The 18,924-nt window shown below is 53.4% G+C and carries 11 protein-coding genes; 1 reads left to right on the top strand and 10 read right to left on the bottom strand.

The window, feature by feature from the left end:
- Positions 1-105 precede the first annotated feature (105 nt).
- From FHS30_RS13960 to FHS30_RS13935, 6 genes are all read right to left on the bottom strand, one after another.
- On the bottom strand, positions 106-1,596 hold the full coding sequence (locus FHS30_RS13960; RefSeq protein WP_183911129.1) for a tryptophan 7-halogenase: 1,491 nt from the start codon (positions 1,594-1,596) through the stop codon (positions 106-108).
- 123 nt (positions 1,597-1,719) lie between these two features.
- The gene (locus FHS30_RS13955) at positions 1,720-4,518 is read right to left on the bottom strand and encodes a TonB-dependent receptor (RefSeq protein ID WP_183911128.1); all 2,799 of its coding nucleotides are present in this window, start codon (positions 4,516-4,518) and stop codon (positions 1,720-1,722) included.
- A gap of 371 nt (positions 4,519-4,889) precedes the next feature.
- Positions 4,890-6,155: a serine hydroxymethyltransferase gene (gene glyA, locus FHS30_RS13950; protein ID WP_183911127.1), complete on the bottom strand. Its 1,266-nt coding sequence runs from the start codon at positions 6,153-6,155 to the stop codon at positions 4,890-4,892.
- A 271-nt stretch (positions 6,156-6,426) separates the two neighbouring features.
- Positions 6,427-7,152, bottom strand: coding sequence for a 2OG-Fe(II) oxygenase (locus FHS30_RS13945; protein WP_183911126.1), 726 nt, complete (start codon positions 7,150-7,152; stop codon positions 6,427-6,429).
- Positions 7,153-7,342: 190 nt separating this feature from the next.
- Complete coding sequence (locus tag FHS30_RS13940) at positions 7,343-10,333, bottom strand: bifunctional diguanylate cyclase/phosphodiesterase (protein ID WP_183911125.1); 2,991 nt, start codon at positions 10,331-10,333, stop codon at positions 7,343-7,345.
- Between the two features lie 44 nt (positions 10,334-10,377).
- A complete protein-coding gene (locus FHS30_RS13935) occupies positions 10,378-14,169 on the bottom strand; it encodes an EAL domain-containing protein (protein ID WP_183911124.1) in 3,792 nt (1,263 codons plus the stop codon).
- A 125-nt stretch (positions 14,170-14,294) separates the two neighbouring features.
- Here FHS30_RS13935 and FHS30_RS13930 point away from each other — a divergent pair, with 125 nt between their 5' ends.
- Entirely contained in the window at positions 14,295-14,747 is a 453-nt protein-coding gene (locus tag FHS30_RS13930) for a GNAT family N-acetyltransferase (protein ID WP_183911123.1), read from the top strand.
- A gap of 23 nt (positions 14,748-14,770) precedes the next feature.
- Here FHS30_RS13930 and mmsB read toward each other — a convergent pair whose 3' ends face one another.
- The 4 genes from mmsB to FHS30_RS13910 are packed head-to-tail and all read right to left on the bottom strand — an operon-like array spanning position 14,771 to position 18,748.
- Positions 14,771-15,673: a 3-hydroxyisobutyrate dehydrogenase gene (gene mmsB, locus FHS30_RS13925; RefSeq protein WP_183911122.1), complete on the bottom strand. Its 903-nt coding sequence runs from the start codon at positions 15,671-15,673 to the stop codon at positions 14,771-14,773.
- 11 nt (positions 15,674-15,684) lie between these two features.
- On the bottom strand, positions 15,685-16,788 hold the full coding sequence (locus FHS30_RS13920) for a 3-hydroxyisobutyryl-CoA hydrolase (protein WP_183911121.1): 1,104 nt from the start codon (positions 16,786-16,788) through the stop codon (positions 15,685-15,687).
- 14 nt (positions 16,789-16,802) lie between these two features.
- Positions 16,803-17,585 (bottom strand): enoyl-CoA hydratase, encoded by a 783-nt coding sequence (locus FHS30_RS13915; RefSeq protein ID WP_183911120.1) that lies wholly within the window; start codon positions 17,583-17,585, stop codon positions 16,803-16,805.
- Complete coding sequence (locus tag FHS30_RS13910; protein WP_183911119.1) at positions 17,582-18,748, bottom strand: acyl-CoA dehydrogenase family protein; 1,167 nt, start codon at positions 18,746-18,748, stop codon at positions 17,582-17,584. Before FHS30_RS13910 ends, FHS30_RS13915 begins: the two co-directional genes overlap by 4 nt.
- Positions 18,749-18,924: the final 176 nt, after the last annotated feature.

Here is an 18,924-nt window from a genome sequence, read left to right as displayed (position 1 = left end):
GGGGTAGCCCACATGCTATGAAACCCCTGTCTCAGGTAAAACCATCTGCATACGTATTCATGCAATGGGGCCTGCGCAAGTGGCGCTAATACGCCATTAGGTGGCTCACTTAGGTAAAAAATTATCGTGCATCGGTAGCGCGGTTACTGTGCCATCGATAAGTGTCTTCAAGTTATCCATGAGCTCCTGTAACTGCTGTTCGGTGAGCGAGTCGACAATGCTGTGATAGTCGTTGGGTAATATGCCTTGGCCGATAAGCACTTGTTGCCAGGCGGCCTCTGTAAACAAATCGTCGAAATCGCGGAACACCTTGCCAGTGGCGCGAAACAATTCAATTTTTTCGGCCAGCGTGTCGGGAATTTCCATCTCTCTACACTGGCGCCAAAACGGGCTGTCATCCCGTTCGGTGGCCTTGTAGTGCAGAATAATAAAATCGCGGATACGCTCAATTTCTACGATTGATTGTTGATTAAACGCCTGAATATCGGCGGTTTTGATGCCGTTATGGGGAAAGCATTTAATCAGTCGGGTGGCCGCCGATTGAATTAAATGAATGCTGGTGGATTCCAGGGGCTCGAGAAAGCCACTGGAAAGGCCAATGCTGACCACATTTTTATTCCATTGCTGTGCGCGACGACCGGTGGTGAAGGGGATGACCTTAGGGACGGCCAGTGGTTCGCCGTCTAAATTATTCATCAGCGCCGCTTCGGCTTCCGCATCTGACCAGTGCTGACTGGAAAATACCAGTCCATTGCCCGTGCGGTGTTGCAGCGGGATGCGCCATTGCCAGCCGGCTGCGTGAGCAATGGAGCGGGTGTAGGGTGCAATGGGGTGCTGCGCGCTGCTGGGCACGGCGATGGCGCGATCGCAGGGCAGCCAGTGCGACCAATCGATGTAGCCGGTCTGCAAGGTTTTCTTGATGAGTAGGCCACTCATGCCGGTGCAGTCGACAAACAAGTCGCCGGCAATCTGCTGCCCGTCGTCGAGCAGCAGCCGTTCGATGTGGCCCGATTCGGCGTTGACGCCGACCTCTTTGACGGTGCCTTCGATGCGTCTTACCCCTTTTGACTCACTGTATTGCCGCAAGTACTGCGCGTAGAGCCCGGCATCAAAGTGATAGGCGTAGGAGAGGCCGGGCAAGTTCGTGCCTTGAATATTCGCAAGCGGCGCAAATTTGTTGTGAATTGCGGCTTGGTAGTTCAGCGAAAAATCCCAAAAATTTGTGTCCTTGCCCTGCAGCTGGTGCTTGCGCCAAAAATGGTGAAAATCGCAAAACGGGAAATTTTTGCCAATGCTGCCAAAGGCGTGCATGTAGCTGGCGCCCTGCTTGTGCCAGTGTTCGAATTGGATGCCCAGTTTAATGGTGCCCTTGGTGGCTTTGAGGAATGCCTGTTCGTCTAATCCCAGCGCTTGATTGAAATTGATGATGGGAGGAATAGTGGCTTCGCCCACGCCCACCGTGCCGATTTTATCGGACTCAACCAGCGTGATGTTGATGACCTTGCCCAACACTTTGGCCATCAGTGAGGCGGTAATCCAGCCGGCGGTGCCGCCGCCAAGAATAACGAGATTTTGCACGGGTTCTTGTGTCTGCACGGAATTCTCTCTTTATTTTTTTAAATTCATTATAGGCCTTTGGGCGCGGCTGTTCAGCAGGCCCCGGACATAAAAAAACCCCTGCGGCTGGGCCGCAAGGGTTTTTCGTTTACAGACGATACATTACAGCTTGTAGCTGAAGCCCATCAGGTAGGTGCTACCGTAGGACTGATAGTCACGCACCTGTAGCGCGTTATCGCCGCTCAAGGTAGTGAATGGCTCATCTGTTAGGTTGTAGGCCTGCAGGAAGATAGACAACCCTTCCAAGCCGGTAACACCGGAGTCTTCAAAGTTGTAACCAATTTGGGCATCCCAAATGGTTTCGCCTTTAACATCAACTTGCACGGTATCGAAGCCAATGCCATAGACATCGCCTTTGAAGTCAGCGCGCTTGCGCATGCTGGTGCGAACTTGGAAGCCGTGGTTTTCGTAGTACATGGTCAGTGACTCGATGCTCTTCGACAAACCGGGCAGTTCGTAGTCGTTGCCGTTCAAATCTTTCACGTCGGATTCAACGCCGGTGTGGCTGGCCAACAAGCCGAAACCATCCAAGCTTTCACTGAATACGTTGAACGGAAGCGCTACGGCAAGTTCATAACCCTGCAGAGTGCCGCCGCCGCCGTTGACTTTACCGCTGCCGGTGGCAGTGGAGTTGGCAGGTACATTACCGGTGGCTGGATCAGCAACGCCGACCAGTTCAGTTTCGTAGGTGCCATCAAAAATCCAGCTGTCCAACTCTTTGTGGAATAAAGCGACTGAGAAGTAACCTTCCTGACTGAAATAATTTTCATAGGTCACGTCGAAGCCGGTGGCCTCTTTAGGTTCCAGCGCAGGGTTGCCGCCATTAATGGACCAGTAATTACCATTGCTGTCAGGCTGCTGGTTGTAGTTCACCTGTACTGATGCGTTCATTTCGTCCAGGCGAGCGCGCGAAAGGGTTTGCGCCGCACCAAAGCGAACTGTTTGCTGATCATCAATGGCCAGTGACAGATTCAAGCTGGGCAACCAGTTTTCATAGTCGTGGCTGATGTTTGTAGGCGATGCAACAACTAAACCGTCGATGGTGTTGCCAGCGCTGCCTTTAGAGCGTTGCTCGGTTTGTACATAGCGTAGGCCTACGTTACCGGTCAATGCCATGCCAGCGATATCACTTTCAAAGTCTGCTTGTACAAAGGCGGCTGTCACTGTTTCTGCAACAGACCAAGACTTCGTTAAGTGCTGAATGCCCGTTAGCGCTTCATCGGTGAGGTCGTAGTAACCGTCACGCAACATGGCGCCAGAGTCGATGGCAATCATGTTACCCATGCCGATGAAATCCAATGACGCAGAACCCAAGCGGTATTCTTCAGGCACAGTCAGCATTTCGGGGAAGGCGTTCAGAGTCATGTAATAACCCTGCGACTTTTTCGTCTTTTCGCGATCGCGGTAGGACAAACCGTACTGAATGGAGTTGACGATACCTGCATCCACCATTTGGGTGGCGGCGAGTTTCAGAGACGACAGCTCATCATCGATTTCAGGCGCGTTTAAGAAACCGTCCTGTGCAGTGTTTTCAAGTGGGGTGCCGCCGATGTTGTACTTGTCGTTCAGCGCTTGGCTCCAACCCCAAGTGAGTGGACCACCCATTTGAATCAAGTTGTAGTCGCTGTAGTCCAAGCCGTGGTCGAAGGTGGCGCCGGTATTGCCGCCATCAAACGTGTAGGTCAGCGTGTCAGCCACACCTACATCATTGCCGCGACCAGTTCCTGCGTAGCTTTCGAAACTCCAAATGTCCCGTTCAACTGAAGACATGCTGGCATCGAATTCCACCACGAGCTCGTCAGAGACATCCCACTCGGCGTTGAAGCCGAAGGAGTTCAGTTTGGCATCGCGTTTTTCAAGATCGTTGCGAACCACAACGCGCTGGCCAGTGGTGGTGCCGCTGGTGATGAAGCCAGATGCCGCATCGACATTTTCAGGCTGTGCAGAAATTGCACCTTGACCCCACGCGAAGGGGATCTCGATACCACGCAGAATTTTCTCGTCGGTGAAATCGACATACAGCGCATCGAAGGTAGTCTTCAGGTTGTCCATGGGCTGCGCTTCAACAACCAACATCATGGAGTCGCGCTCCAATGTGGAAGAGCGCACGAAAGGTTTGGCGCCACCGAGGATGGAGTAATTTTGGCCATCGACGGTGAACTCTGGGTAGCCCCAAGCATTCCAACGCTCTTCCTGGTTGGGTGAGCTCATGGTGGAGTAGGCAAAAGCGACACCCAAACGATCGTCGGCAAACTTGTCGATGTAAGAAAAGGTACCGCGGTGGCCTTGGTTGTCGCCATCGGGGTTCAACTTGTCAAAGCTGGTTTGTTCCAACTGACCGTTTAACTGAATCACGCGCTCGTCGCGGCTCAATGGCTTGACGGTTTGCATGTCGATGACGCCGGCAATGCCTTCGGCTTCAATGTTGGCAGATGGGGTCTTATAAACGGTAACGCCGCTCATGATTTCTGAGGGGTAGAGGTCGAATTCTACGCCGCGGTTGTCGCCAATGGACACCTGCTCGCGACCGTTAAAGGTGGTGGCACTTTCATTTTCACCGAAACCGCGAATGGTTACCTTACTTGCTCGGCCGTCCAGACGCTGAGAAGTCAGGCCCGGCAAGCGGGAAATGGCTTCGGCGATGGATGAGTCGGGCAGTTTGCCGATGTCTTCCGCAGAGATGGCTTCAACAACCGCAGCGGCGTCGCGCTTGGTGCTGATGGAGTCCATGACGCTGCGGCGAAAGCCGGTAACTTCAATTTCTTCGATGGCGTCAATGGCTTCCTGATCGTCTGCGCTGGTTTGAGCGAAGGCAGGAACGCCGGTGGCGGCCATGATGGCGGCAGATAGCAAGGTGGGCGCAAAGCGCAGACCTTTTGATGGATTGTAACGGCTGCTCATAGGGTATCCCTCAGATTACCTAGTTATTATGGTGATGAGAAATTCATGCTAATGAGGCAAGGCCCCTAGTAACAAGGCTTTACATACGTATTCATAGGCCTGCCTGGCTATGCATACGAATGCGTAACGGCCAATTATGCTGCATGACTGGGCCGTCGAGCGGGTGTGGGTGTTTGCCTCACGTTGTTTTAGTGTTGTGTTGGTGTTGTGTTGGTGTAGTTTCGGCGTTGCTGGGGTACCTGAAGTGTAGGCTTTTATCAGCTAGCTGGGCAGGTCTATAGGTCATAACGCAGCGTTCAGAAATAACAAAGCCCGCATTGCGGGCTTTGTTATTCGTAGGGGTGGAGCTATCGAGTCGGCAGCCGCACAGTTTAGGCGCCGTAGACTGGGAAGCGTTTGCACACTTCAAGGACCTTGGCTTTCACTTCTTCGATCTTGGCATCGGCGTTGCCAGCTTCTAACGCTGCCAGCACATCGCACATCCAGTGAGTCAGCTCGATGGTTTCGGCTTCTTTAAAACCGCGGGTGGTGATGGCCGGGGTGCCCACGCGCAACCCGGAGGTCACGAAAGGTGAGCGCGGGTCGTTGGGCACGGCATTTTTGTTGACGGTGATGTTGGCGGCGCCCAGTGCGGCGTCCGCGTCTTTACCGGTGTATTCCTTGCCGATCAAGTCCACCAGCATCAGGTGGTTCTCGGTGCCGCCAGAGACGATCTTGATGCCGCGCTCGATAAAGGTAGCGGCCATGGCCTTGGCATTTTTAACCACTTGCTGCTGGTAGGCTTTGTATTCATCGCTCATGGCTTCTTTGAAGCTCACCGCTTTCGCCGCGATCACGTGCATCAAGGGGCCGCCCTGACCACCGGGGAAAACCGCGGAGTTCAATTTCTTCTCGATGGCTTCGTTCTTGCGGGCAAGGATCAAGCCGCCACGGGGGCCGCGCAGGGTTTTGTGGGTGGTGGTGGTGGTCACGTCGGCGATTTGCACGGGGTTGGGGTAGACGCCGGCGGCAACCAAGCCCGCAACGTGGGCCATGTCCACAAACAGGTAGGCGCCCACTTTGTCGGCGATATCGCGAAAGCGCTGCCAGTCCATGATCTGTGAGTAGGCAGAGAAGCCCGCTACGATCATTTTTGGCTTGTGCTCAACGGCCAAGCGCTCCACTTCGTCGTAGTCAATCAGGCCGGTGTCGGTGTTGATGCCGTACTGTACCGCCTTGTAAATCTTGCCAGAAAAGCTGACGGAGGCACCGTGGGTCAAGTGGCCGCCGTGGGCCAAGCTCATGCCCAACACCGTGTCGCCCGGTTCGCACAGGGCGGCGTAAACGGCGTTGTTGGCCTGTGAGCCGGAGTGCGGCTGAACGTTGGCGTAGTCGGCGCCAAACAGCTCCTTGGCACGCTCGATGGCCAGGGTTTCAGCGGTATCCACGTATTCACAACCACCGTAGTAGCGCTTGCCCGGGTAGCCTTCAGCGTACTTGTTAGTGAGCTTGGTGCCCTGCGCCACCATGACCATGGGGCTGGTGTAGTTTTCCGAGGCGATCAGCTCGATGTGTTCTTCCTGGCGAACTTCTTCAGACTGAATAGACGCCCAGAGTTCCGGGTCAAAGGATGCGATGGTTTGCGATTTATCAAACATGGGGTAGCCCTGCTATAGCCAGACGAGGTGAAAATTTGAAGGCGCGCATTGTACCTTATTTATGGCGAATATTTAGTCAAAATACGCCGGTCTTCTGGATGCAGATGCGCAACAAGGTGTTTGTTTCCAATAGTAAAATTTGGTTTCCTATAGGAAACTGAATTTACTGTACCGCGTCGGCGATAGCAAGCCCTGCAGAAATGGAACCAAAACATTGCCATTGCTAAGGCGCTTTTGCAGGTACGTCCTCGCAGGTATTCTTCGTACAAAATTACTGGGAGTTTGAGACTGGGTTGGGTTTGCTCAACCAGCCGGTGATTGCCAGCCGAGCGCCAGCGGTATTGTCTATCACTTTTGACACTAGGTGCTGTTGCGGTGTTTTGAACAGGGTCAGGCAGTTGAATTGGGGCACTACTTTGGCGCGCTCGTTGCCCTGTTCATCAAACAGGTGTAATAGTCCGCCATACGACGCTTGCCAGCGGTCGGATAAACTCAAGACGTAGGCAAAAAACCGCTGCTCTTCGTGCACAAAATCGTTGTGTAGTGTTAAAAAGTCGCCCGGCCTATACCAGGTAGCCTGCGCAGAAATTCGGGTAAAGTCGCTGCAACCAGTTAGTTGCGCCATCAGTGCGTGATAGGCCGGCGTATTAAAAATCTCCAGCAACGCGATTAAATCCGGAGCCACCGGCCGCTTTTCTATACAGGCTTTGACCAAATCAATGTTGTGGTAAGAAAATCGAAAAGACTCTTGTTCCGCCCACGCCTGAGCGCTGGCCTGCTGTTCCCGTTGTGGGTTTTTGGCTATGTCGGCAGCGCGCAATATCTGTCCTTTTCGAGACTGGCTGAATGCTAAATCCCAAGGCTGCTGCAACATCAGTTGCTGTAGGTGGCTGGCGACGGCGGGTGCTAAGAAATCTTTTATAACTACGTAGTCTTGTGCTGCGAGCTTGCTAGCAATTTCAGCACAGGGTAGTTCGGGATTGATAAACGGCAGCATCAATTTTATTCGCAGTAGACAAAGCAGCTATCTTTCCAGTCTTTGCTCAGGCAATCAAGCTTGCCGTTCAATTGTTACTTTGAGCGAGGCTGAACATAGAGGCTGTATGTTTTTCGGCGTTAGCAACGCGTTTGTACGCGCAAAAATCCCTTGTGCCAGAGCTACTGACTAAGCCAATGGACAGGGGCGATCAGTGGGCGAGCCAGCCCTCAATATTTTCGGCCGAGAGCGGCCTTGCAAACAAATAACCCTGCCCGAGGCTGCAGCCTTTCGAGCGCAAAAAGGCCTGTTGTTCCCGCGTCTCAATGCCCTCTGCCAAAATTTCTAATCCAAGACTCTCGCCCATGGCGATGATGGCATGGGTGATGGCCATGTCGTTGACATTGTTGGGGATCTCACGCACAAAGGTGCGGTCAATTTTAAGTCGGTGTATAGGGAGTGTTTTAAGGTATGCCAGCGAGGAGTAACCCGTGCCAAAATCGTCAACGGCAATAACGATGCCTAAATCACGCAGTTCGTTCACCAAGCCTACGGCTCTTTCTACGTCCTGCATCATAAAATTCTCGGTGATCTCTGCCTCAAGCTGACTGCCAGCAATGCGGTGCGTCGACATGGCCGAGGTAAAATTTGTCAATAAATTGCCGCCCATTAGCTCGGCTCCTGAAACATTCACGGCGACGCGCGGAACGCGAAAGCCCTTGTCCAGCCAGATGCGCACCTGTTGGCAGGCTGCATTGCAAACCCACTCACTGATTTTATTTATCAGCCCACTCTCCTCTGCAAGGGGGATGAATAAATCGGGCGGAATCATGCCCTTCACGGGGTGGTTCCAACGCACTAACGCCTCCATGCCGACCAACTCTTCATTGTTGAGATTGAATTGTGGTTGATATTGAAGCATCAGCTCATTGTTGAGAATCGCGCGATGCAACTCAGACTCCATTTCCGCTTTTCGTTGTGCGTTGGTGGTGAGATGTTCGGTATAAAAGCTGTAGCTATCGCGGCCCTTCTGCTTGACTTGATACATGGCCGTGTCTGCATTGCGCAGCAGGTCGGCCGGCGATTTGCCATCGTTTGGATAGACGCTAATGCCAATGCTGGTGGTGGTGTAAAACTCCTTGCCTTGAATATCAAAGGGTTCGCGAATCGACCGTAGTATTTTTTCCGCAATTAACGCCGCCGCTTCACCGTTGGGTAAGTTTTCTAAGAGCACTACAAATTCGTCGCCCCCCAATCGCGCCACGGTATCCTCTGCGCGCACACAAGATTTGAGGCGTTTACCCACTTGTTTTAGCAGTCCGTCACCAATAGTGTGCCCCATGCTGTCGTTGATTTTCTTAAACCGATCGACATCGAGAAACAGCAGTGCCAATAAACTTTGATTGCGACTGGCGTGCACCAGCGCGCGTCCGAGCCTCGCCTGTAGCATGAGTCGATTGGGTAGGCCCGTGAGCGCATCGTGGTGGGCCATGTGATCGAGTTTTTCTTCGGAGCGTTTGAGCACCGAAATATCTGAAAAGACGGCAACGAAGTGACTGATTTGTTGGTTGTCGTCGTAGACGGCATTAATATTTAGCCACTCAGGAATGGTTTGACCGTCCTTACGACGATTCCAAATCTCTCCCTGCCAGCTTCCCTCCGTTAACAGTGCACGCCATATTGTGCGGTAAAAGGCGGGTGCTTGGCGGCCAGAATTTAACAGGCGAACGTGCCGCCCTAGCACCTCGTCGCGGCTAAATCCGGTGACGTCAACAAAGCCTTGGTTGACCTCGATAATATGGCCACGAGGGTTTGCAATGATGACGCCTTCTGCGGTGTTTTCGAACACGGTCGCCGCCAGTTTCAGGCGCTCCTCGAGCATCTTGCGCTCACTAACCTCTTCGTGGGTGCCCACCGCGCGCAAGGCCAATCCATCAGGACTTCGCTCGACAACCTTACCGCGCGCTCGTACCCACTGATAGCCGCCATCGCTATTGAGCACCCTAAAGTCCACATCTAAATTTTCGCTGTCACCGGTTAACAATGATCCATAGGCCAGCTTGCGGCGTTCGACATCGTCGTTATGAATTTTGGTATTCCAGTGGTGAATGGGTTGCGGCTGAACTGCAGGCGGGAAACCGAGCATGGTGAAAAAGCGCGCGTTGGCGCTCCACAGTCCCGCGCGAATATCCCAGTCCCATACCCCTTCTTTTGCTGCCTCTAACGCAAGGCTCAACTGCTGTTCTGCGCGAATGCGCGCCTGGTGTTCTCGATATTGCTCCGTGATATTGCGCACGATGACGATGATTTCGTCAGTGCCAGGCAAATCTCGCAGCCGCGCTTCAAAGCGGGCTGTGCCAGTACCAATGGGTAAATCATATTCATAGGTAATTAACTCACCTGTGGATTTTTGTTCGTCCATTCGGCATGTGAATAGCTCAGCCAAGTCGCAGGGCAAAATTTCCTGCATGCGCTTTCCGAGAAATTGCTCCGGCGGCATATACAGATCCGCGCTTTGCTGTGCTCTATAGTCGAGAATAGTACCGTCACTAGCCAATCGAAAAAACAAATCTGGCAGCGATTGGAAAATGGTTTCAAGTTCGTTTTCTGTAATACGGTCGACCTCGGTGGGTTGCCACTCTGACGGGGCTAACGTTAATAGCCCTAAAATTTCGCTGGGTGAATCTGGCTCGGATATGGGCATCAAAGTAAGCAGCGTAATGTGCGTGCCATCGATGCCGGCAAAGGGCAGTGGCTTAACGGTGGGTGACTTAGCCTGCAAGACGTCGGCGTGCCATTGATTCAGTCTTCGTGCCTGCGCCAGCGGAAAAACAGTGTCTGCTGATTGCCCTAATAGTGCCTCTGACGTGGTGTTAAACAATTCAGCAAGGGCATCGCTGACATGTATGAAACGCCCTGCCTGATCAGCCAGATAGTAGCGTTGACACTGATGGATTGTGGCCAGTCGTTGATAACGTGCGTTTGTAATGCCTCTGGAATTAATGAGGCTGAGCAGGGTTTCAGATTCGCGTGATGGTTCGCTGGCCAACAGCTGAAGTAGATCTGCACGATAGAGTATGTGAGATGTTTGGTTGCTGTCGTCGGTAATTCTGCAGCGATGTGTCTGCTGCAAGAGCATGAGGGCGCACGCTTCAGTAAGTGAGAGTGTCGCGTGTATAGGTGTTGGTGGGACCGTGTCCATTCAACTCGTCCATGGAATTCGTTAGCAATATATACGGCGATTGGTTAGCCGCTTCTAAGCGCGCGCTCTGCGTCTTGATGCGACATGGGTTTGGAAAATAAATAGCCTTGGCCAAGATCGCACCCCAGGGCTTTTACCGTTGCTAACTGCTCTGCTGTTTCAATGCCTTCTGCAACGGAAGTCATGCCAAGTGTGTTGGCCAGTGTGACGATGGTGCTGACGATGGCTTTGTTCTCTTTTTTGATGTCAATTTCATCCACGAAGCATCGATCGACTTTAAGAACATCTAGCGGGAAGCGATGTAGGTAGCTCAGTGATGAATAGCCAGTGCCAAAATCATCCATCGCCAAGGTGACGCCAAGATCCTTAAGCGCTCGAAGAAGTTTTTGTGCAGTGGTTACATTCTCCATGAGTGCGCTTTCAGTTATTTCTAACTTAAGTAAGCTTGGCTTTAGCGAAGACACCTCTAAAATATCGGCAATTTTCTCGACGAGATCATTGCGCGAAAAATGTTTGCTAGAAAGGTTTACGCTGATGGTAAGCGGCCGCTCTTCACTCTGCCATTGTGCAACCTGTAAGCAGGCCTTGAGACACATGGCGAGATCGAGTTCAGTAATCAAGCCGCTTTCTTCGGCCAGTGGGATAAAATCACCGGGGTGGATCAAACCCTGATTGGGGTGGTGCCAACGCGCCAAGGCTTCAAAGCCGTCAATTTGTTGATCACTGAGTCGCACGATGGGTTGATAGTAAACATCAATGTCACCCGCGCGAATGGCGTTGCGCAGTTCGGTTTCTAGCTTCAGCGTATTCATCGCCTTGGCGTGCATGCTTTTATCGAATACGGAGTATTGCCGTTTGCCGAGCATTTTTGCTTGATACATGGCGGCATCGGAGTCGCGTAACATGTCATCGGCGGCGGTATATTTTAGTGCGCTATAGGCTATGCCTATGCTGGTAGAGGTGAACACTTCATTGCCATCGATGTTAAATGGCTGGGTTAGGTCATCGCACACGCGCTTGGCCACTAATTCAGCCATGGTGAGGCCTTGGATATCGTCCAAGAGAATACAGAATTCATCGCCGCCCAGTCGCGCCACGGTATCTTGCGGCCTGACTAGTTTTAGCAATCGGTTAGACACCTCTTGTAGTAACTTATCGCCTGCTAAATGCCCAAGGCTGTCGTTAATGACTTTGAAACGATCGAGGTCGAGAAAGAGTACAGCGTAACGAAAGCGTGTGTCGCGGCCACCTTTTGCGATCAGTTGATTCAGCCGATCCATAAACAACATGCGGTTAGGCAACTGTGTAAGCGCATCGTGAAAAGCATCGTGTTCCAGTTGCTTTTCAATCTGTCGGCGCTTGTCTATTTGGCGCTCCAGCGACAGGTTAACTTCACGCAGTTCCATGGTGCGCTGTTCAACCCGCTGCTCTAGCTTGGCACGCGCGCGCTTTCTGTCGAGTGCTGTGGCCACGTGGTGGGACACATAGGTGAGTATTTCTTCTTCGTTTTTGCTTAATACAAATGCGGTGTCGTAGGTTTGTACCACCAGAGCGCCGAGTATCTCGCCGTCGAGTATCAGCGGTACCCCCAGCCATGAAACTGGAATCTTCCCTTTGATCTTGATCGCCTTTTGTATGTCTTCACTATTGTCAGGCGTCAAGAGTAGTGGCTTACCTGTTCGAATAACGTGTTCGGTTAAGTGGTTGCCCATGGCCCTGGGTTCGGGCATATGAGTTTCAATGTCGATGTAGTAAGGGAAGGTGAGGGTGTTGGACTGATCGCTATCCAGCAGCGCGATGAAGAAATATTTCGCATACATTAAGCGCGCAATGATTTCATGAATTTGCCGATAAAACGTGGTCATATCGGTAGCGCTGTTGGTCATGTCGGCGATGCGAAACAGGGCTGTCTGCAAATTTTCAGCGCGCTCGCGCACGGAAATTTGTTCTTGCAGTTTGTGGTTGGTTTGTTCGAGTTCTAGTGTGCGCTCTTCAACGCGCTTTTCGAGTGCATCGCGATAGCTTTTTCGCTCGAGGGCGGTGGTGATGTGGGATGCCACAAACTGTAAAAGCTCGTGTTCTATTTTTCCAAACCGATTTTGTTCGTCGTAAGTTTGCACGACGATGACCCCGGCGACCTTGTTGTCTTTGATGAGCGGCACGCCGAGCCAGTCAACGGGGTCAACGCCCACTAAGCCAATTTCTCCAGCGGCCTCCAGCTCGCGGCGAATTTTGTCATTGGCCAGCAGCGACTTGCCGGTGCGTATGACATAGGCCGTCATGGTTTTTCGAATGAGCTCGAAGGGCATGTGCGGAATAGGGTCGTCGTCAGTAGACTCTGTAAAGTCCGCTAGATTTTGCGTGTCATCTACGTAGTAGGGGAAATACAGCTTACCGTTGTCATCATTGTATTCAGCAATAAAGAAGTGCTTGGCGTGAATGAACTTGCCAATGAGCTGATGGATTTCATTGTAAAACTGGCCGATATCGTCGATTTGGTGGGTTAGCTCGTCAATAGTGAACAGCGTTTTTTGCAATTCTTCTGCACGCCGACGCTCCTCAATTTCACTTTCCATTTGCTCGTTGATTTGCGACAGCTCCCAAGTGCGCTGTTCGACTCGCGCCTCTAGGGTAATGTTGGCCAGCATGATGGCATCTGAATCCTGTTGGCGTTTGAGCGTCTCGGCCAGCTGGTCGGCGGCGAAACTCAGGAGCTCCAAGTCCTTTTCAGAAAAAATATGGTCTTTTTCATAGCTTTGCGACGCGATTACGCCGAAGGCGCTATTGCCAACAATTATGGGCGCGCCTATCCAGCTTTCTGGGTGGGTGCCGGGTGGATCTAGCTCGCCTTCTTCAATTAATCGAATCAGGTCATTGCGTTGGATTAACTCAGGCTTGAGTGAATGCAGAGTGTACTCTGTGACGCCATGTCCGAGCTTTCGAGTTTCGGTTTTAATATCTACGTCGTCGGAGTAATAGGGGAAGGTGATTTCCTCTCCGTCATCACTGATCAGGGCGACGTAAAAATTCTTCGCATAAAATAGGCTGCCTAAAATTTCATGCAGTTTTGGAAAGGTGGCGTTGATGTCGTCGGTGCCGTGGGCCAGCTGCGCGAGACTGTAGAGTGCGGCTTGCAGTTTTTTGTCGGCTTCCCGCTCTCTTAGATTAACTTCTAATTGTTGATTTTTTTCTTGCAGACTGCGCGTGCGTTCGGCAACTTCTAGTTCCAGTAATTCGCGTTGTTCAAAGCGATCAAAGGCCGTGGCGATATGCTGAGCTAGAAACGACAGCATGTCTCGATCGGCATGGGTAAAACGCGCACTTTCCACATAGCTCTGCACCACAATCGCGCCCTGCTGGCCACCTGTGCGCCTGATGGGTACGCCCAGCAGGCACTGGGGTGGGCTGCCCACGAGTTCCAGGTCGCGGTCGTGCAGTAACTGTTCGAACTCCTCCGCGCTGCGCACAAATACGGTGGTATCGTTGCGCATAAGGTAGGCGGTCAAGCTGCGATTCATTTCGCCAATGGGGATTTCCCCAATGTCGTCGCTGGTGGATGGGTCTTCGGTGTCTATGTAATACGGGAAACTGATGGTATTGCGGTCTTTGTGTTCGAGTGCGATGTAGAAGTTGTTGGCGTACATGAACTGGCGGATGATGGCGTGGCTGCTGGCGAACAGGTGTTCCAAGCTGCCCGCTTTATAGGCGAGATCCGCGATATCTAGCAGCGCTTGTTGCGTGCGTAAGGCGTCGTCGCGCTCGCGTAGCTGAGCTTCGAGTTCAGCCACGCGTTGGGCGTCCGAAAGGGCGTTTTCTCGGGCGGAAGATGCAGTCATGTCATAGTCATATGGGGTTTCTACTGAGTATAGGTCATGGTGCTCAACCTGCTTGATTGTGCGTTTTAGGTCGCTATTGTTATAAGGTTCGCAATAGGTGGATATCTGGTTATAAGGGGGGGCGTTTGGACATTCGAGTCAATGTGGCCGCGGACTTTGAGCGTTTCTCGGCATTAAATCGCGCGTGGATTGAGGCGCATTTCACCCTTGAGGCGTCGGATCGCAAGGTGCTTGAGCGCCCCGAGGTAATTGTGGAGCAGGGCGGTTACATTTTGACCTTGGTAGACGAGGGCGAGGTGCTGGGCTGTTGTGCGTTGCTAAAAAATGGCATTGACAGCTTTGAGTTGGCCAAAATGGCGGTGGATCCCGCGCATCAGGGGCGAGGGCTCAGCCATCAATTAATGACGGCCAGTATTGATTTGGCGCGCGAACTAAACGCTGTGCGCCTAGACTTGCTCACCAGTTCGCGCTTGGAGCGCGCGTTGGCGCTGTATCGAAAGCATGGCTTTACAGTGTTGCCGCAGCGCTGCCACCCCGACTACGCCCGCTGCGATGTGATCATGCAGCTAGCGCTCTAGTCGGGGTGGCATGTCACCCGCAGCTATTGGTAGAACTGTTGAATGCTGGAGAAGTCGAGCCCGCCTTTGTCTTCGCCGCCGCTCTTTTTGTGCAGACTAAACAAGTTGCGCGCACTGGCTCCCATGGGGATAGACGACTGGCTAGCCAGCGCTGATTGCATGGCCAAGCCCAAATCTTTGAGCATTAAATCCACCATAAAACCGCCGGTGTAGCCACGCGTTGCGGCGGAGTTTTCTTGCACGCCGGGGTAGGGGTTGTACTTCTCCAAGCTCCAATTGCAGCCGGAGCTCTTGAGCATAATGTCGCTCAGTACTTTTGGATCCAAACCATTATTGACGCCCAATTGCAGCGCCTCGGCGGTACCTGCCATGTGAATGGCCAGCAACATGTTGTTACACACTTTTGCCACTTGACCCGCGCCATGATCACCGGCGCGGAAAATATTGGCGCCCATCGCTGCCAATACGGGGCGAGCGGCGTCTACGTCGGCTTCGCTGCCGCCACACATAAATGCCAGTGTGCCGGCAGCGGCAGCGGCAACGCCGCCGGATACCGGTGCGTCAATAACACGCATGCCTTTTTCAGTGCCCACTTGTGCCAGTCTGCGCGAATTTTCAGGTGCGACTGTTGAGCAGTCGATTACCAGTGTGCCCTTGGGCATGGCATCGAGCAGGGCGTCTTGGTCGATGTACAGACTCTCGACAATTTTGCCGTTGGGGAGCATGGACACCACGGCGTCGCAGGTGGCCACGGCATCGGCGGCGCTGCCGAAGGTGTTGCAGCCGTCGGCGCGGGCTTTTTCCAAATGTTCGGGCATTAAGTCGAAGGCGTTAACGATGAAACCTTTTTTGGCCAAGTTGGCGGCCATGCCGCCACCCATGTTACCCAGGCCGATAAACGCAATAGTTGTTAGGGTGTTGCTCATAGTGTGCTCCGTTACAGGTCGGCCAGGGGGTGAACGCTAAAGGGTGCTTCGAAAAAGGCGTCTATGTGCGCACTTTGCACCTCGGCAAAGGTGGCGGGTGTCCAGTGAGGGCTGCGATCTTTATCGATCAGCAGTGCGCGCACACCTTCTTTAAAGTGGCCAAAGCGCGCGCTGTTCACGGCCATGGTCAGCTCCATGCGAAACACGTCGGCTAAATCGAGCTCGCAGGCTTTTTGCAATTGTTTTTGCACCAAAAACGGTGTCACAGGGCAGCCCCGTGCCAAGGTTTTAGCCGCTTTTTGCAGCCAGACGTCGTCGCCGTCGTAACCGGTGATGGCGTCGATGGTCGCCAGCAGATTGTCACCGCTGCAGACGCTGTCGATGTGCGCTTGATGCGGCTCAATTTGTGCAGCGGGTTGCTGGTCACTGAAGCCGTTGCAAAAGCCCAGCACGTGTTGGAATACCGCGTCTTTGCTCCAGTCTTTGGCTGCGCACAAATGGTGCTGCAGGGCCGCTTTTTCCGCTTGTGGCACAAAGCCGTCGGCGAAGCCTAAGTAGAGCGCATCGGTACCATTGAATTGCGCGCCCGTTAGCCCCAAAAATAAACCGGCGCGGCCCGGTGTGCGGCTCAGAAAGTAGCTGCCGCCCACATCCGGAAACAGGCCGATGGTAATTTCTGGCATGGCCATGCGGGTGGTCTCGGTGACCAGTCGCACGGGGGCGCCGCACAACAAACCCATGCCGCCGCCCATGACGATACCGCTGCCCCAAACGATTAAAGGCTTGGGGTAGACGTGCAGGTAGTGATCCAGTCGATATTCGCGTTCAAAAAATGTTTGTGCGCTGTCATCGGGTAACTGCTCACCGTAGGCGGCTGATCCCGCGTGCAGGGCCACCACATCGCCACCGGCGCAAAAGGCCTTTTCGCCCGCAGCCTCTAACCACACTGCCGCGATGGCATCGTCTTGCTCCCAGCGTTGCAGTTGCGCATGCAAGGCATCAATCATCGGCAGGTTTAGCGCGTTAAGAGATTTTTCAGCGTTCAGGCGCGCCACGCCGATGTGTTTGCCATCGGCAGTGGCGAGGGTTTCAAAAATTACGGGTAGATCCGACACAGTTGCTCCTCGCCCTAGGCGTTTTTCCACTCGGGTTTGCGCTTTTCAATAAATGCGGCCACGCCTTCTTTCTGATCTTGGGTATCCCACAATTTGACGAACTCTTCGCGCTCTTTGGCGAGCTGCGAGTTCAAGGTGGCGTTGCGAGCGCCCATGATTAATTGCTTGCAGCGGGTCACTGAGGTGGGCGATTGGCCGGCGACTTTGTCAGCCAATTCCAGTGCGCGCGCCAACACTGTTCCAGTTTCCACAACTTCTTGCACCAGCCCAATTTGCTCGGCTTTCGGTGCTTTTAGTCGTTCACCTAGCAAGATCATGCGCTTGGCCCAGCCTTCACCCACTAACCACGGCAGGTGTTGGGTGCCGATGCCGCAGGGCAGTAAGCCCACGGTGGCCTCTGGCAATGCCATCTGTGACTGGGTTTCGCAAATGCGGATGTCGCAGCACAGCGCCGCTTCCAAGCCGCCGCCCATGGCGAAACCGGTGATGGCCGCAATGGAGACGCCGTTGTAATTGGTCAGCGCTTCAAAGGCTTCGCCAAAGGCTGCGCAAAAACTAAAGGCTTGGTCTTTGTCGTTGTGGTTGAAGCGATTGAGGTCCGCGCCGGCGGAAAAAAACTTTTCGCTCTCGCTGGCTAAAATCAGCGCGTAGTTATTTTTATCGGCGTTTAATTGTTCAACCAATGCTTTTAAATAATTCAGGCTTTCCGGCGTCCAAGTGTTCGCCGGCGGGTTGTTCATGGTGATGATGGCGGTGTGGCCGCGGGTTTCAAATTTCAATAGGTCGCAAGTGCTCATCGAATCGTCTCCGTTGCGTGTTCGGCTAACATTTTGCGCGACACAATCACGCGCATGATTTCGTTGGTGCCTTCCAGAATTTGGTGCACCCGACAGTCGCGCAGCAAGCGCTCCAGTGGGTATTCGCGAATGTAACCGTAACCGCCGTGCAATTGCAGGGCGTCATTGACTACATCAAAACAGTGATCGGTGGCGAACTGTTTGGCCATGGCGCAGTAGGTGGATTTATCGGGGTGATCTTGATCCAACTTAAACGCCGCCAGTGCCACCATGTTGCGCGCTGCCACTAAACGCGTGGCCATGTCGGCCAGTTTAAATTGCAGTGCCTGAAACGCCGACAGCGGTTTGCCGAATTGTTTGCGCTCGTGCAAATAAGCTTGCGCAACGGTCAGCGCCTCTTGGGCTGCGCCCAGTGAACAGGTGGCGATATTGATGCGGCCGCCGTCTAAGCCCTTCATGGCGATGGCAAAACCCTCGCCCTCAGCGCCGAGGCGGTTAGCCACCGGTACGCGCACATCTTCGAAGGTGATGGTGCGAGTGGGCTGGCTGTTCCAGCCCATTTTCACTTCTTTTTTGCCGTAGCTAATGCCGGGTAAGTCGGCCGGAATGGCGATGCAGCTGATGCCCTTGGCGCCGTCTTCCTGTTGGCCTGTGCGCACCATGGCAATCAGAATGTCGGTGCTGCCCGCGCCAGAAATAAAGGCCTTGCTGCCGTTAATCACATAGTGATCGCCGTCGACTATGGCTTTGGTGCGCAAGCTTGCCGCGTCGCTACCGGCACCGGGTTCGGTGAGGCAGTAGGAGGCGAGCTTGGCGCCGCTGGTAAGCTGTTCTGCCCACTCGGCTTTGAGGGCGTCGGCACCCCAATTGCACAACATCCACGTAGCCATGTTGTGGATGGTGATGAACGCGGCAGTGCTCGGGCAGGCGCGCGCCAATTCTTCCACGATCACCATGGTGTCGGCGCGGGACAAATTCATGCCGCCACAATCTTCCGGCGAGTAGATGCCCATAAAACCCATGGGGCCGGCTTTTGCGAACAGGTCTACGGGGAAAATTTGTTGCTCGTCCCACTCGGCGGCGTGCGGTTTCATTTCGCCGGCGGCGAAATCCCGTGCGGCTTGTTGGAAGGCGAGTTGTTCTTCGGTTAGATCAAAATTCATTGCGCTCTCGTTTTATTTTTTAAGACATCGCGAATGTTTTGTTAAAACTGTGTCGGTGGTGGGTGGCGGGTGAGTGTCTTAGGGGCGTCGCCGGAGGGATCCGGCGCTCGAGTTACATGGATGTATTCACGCGGCCCCTAAGGCGCTCACCTGCCAACCGTTCAGCATTGAGCAAT

Origin of the sequence: Simiduia aestuariiviva, from assembly GCF_014192475.1 — a bacterium.
Classification (GTDB): Bacteria; Pseudomonadota; Gammaproteobacteria; order Pseudomonadales; family Cellvibrionaceae; genus Simiduia; species Simiduia aestuariiviva.
The sequence above is the reverse complement of the archived record's forward strand: the minus strand, read 5'-3'. Positions and strand labels throughout refer to the sequence as shown.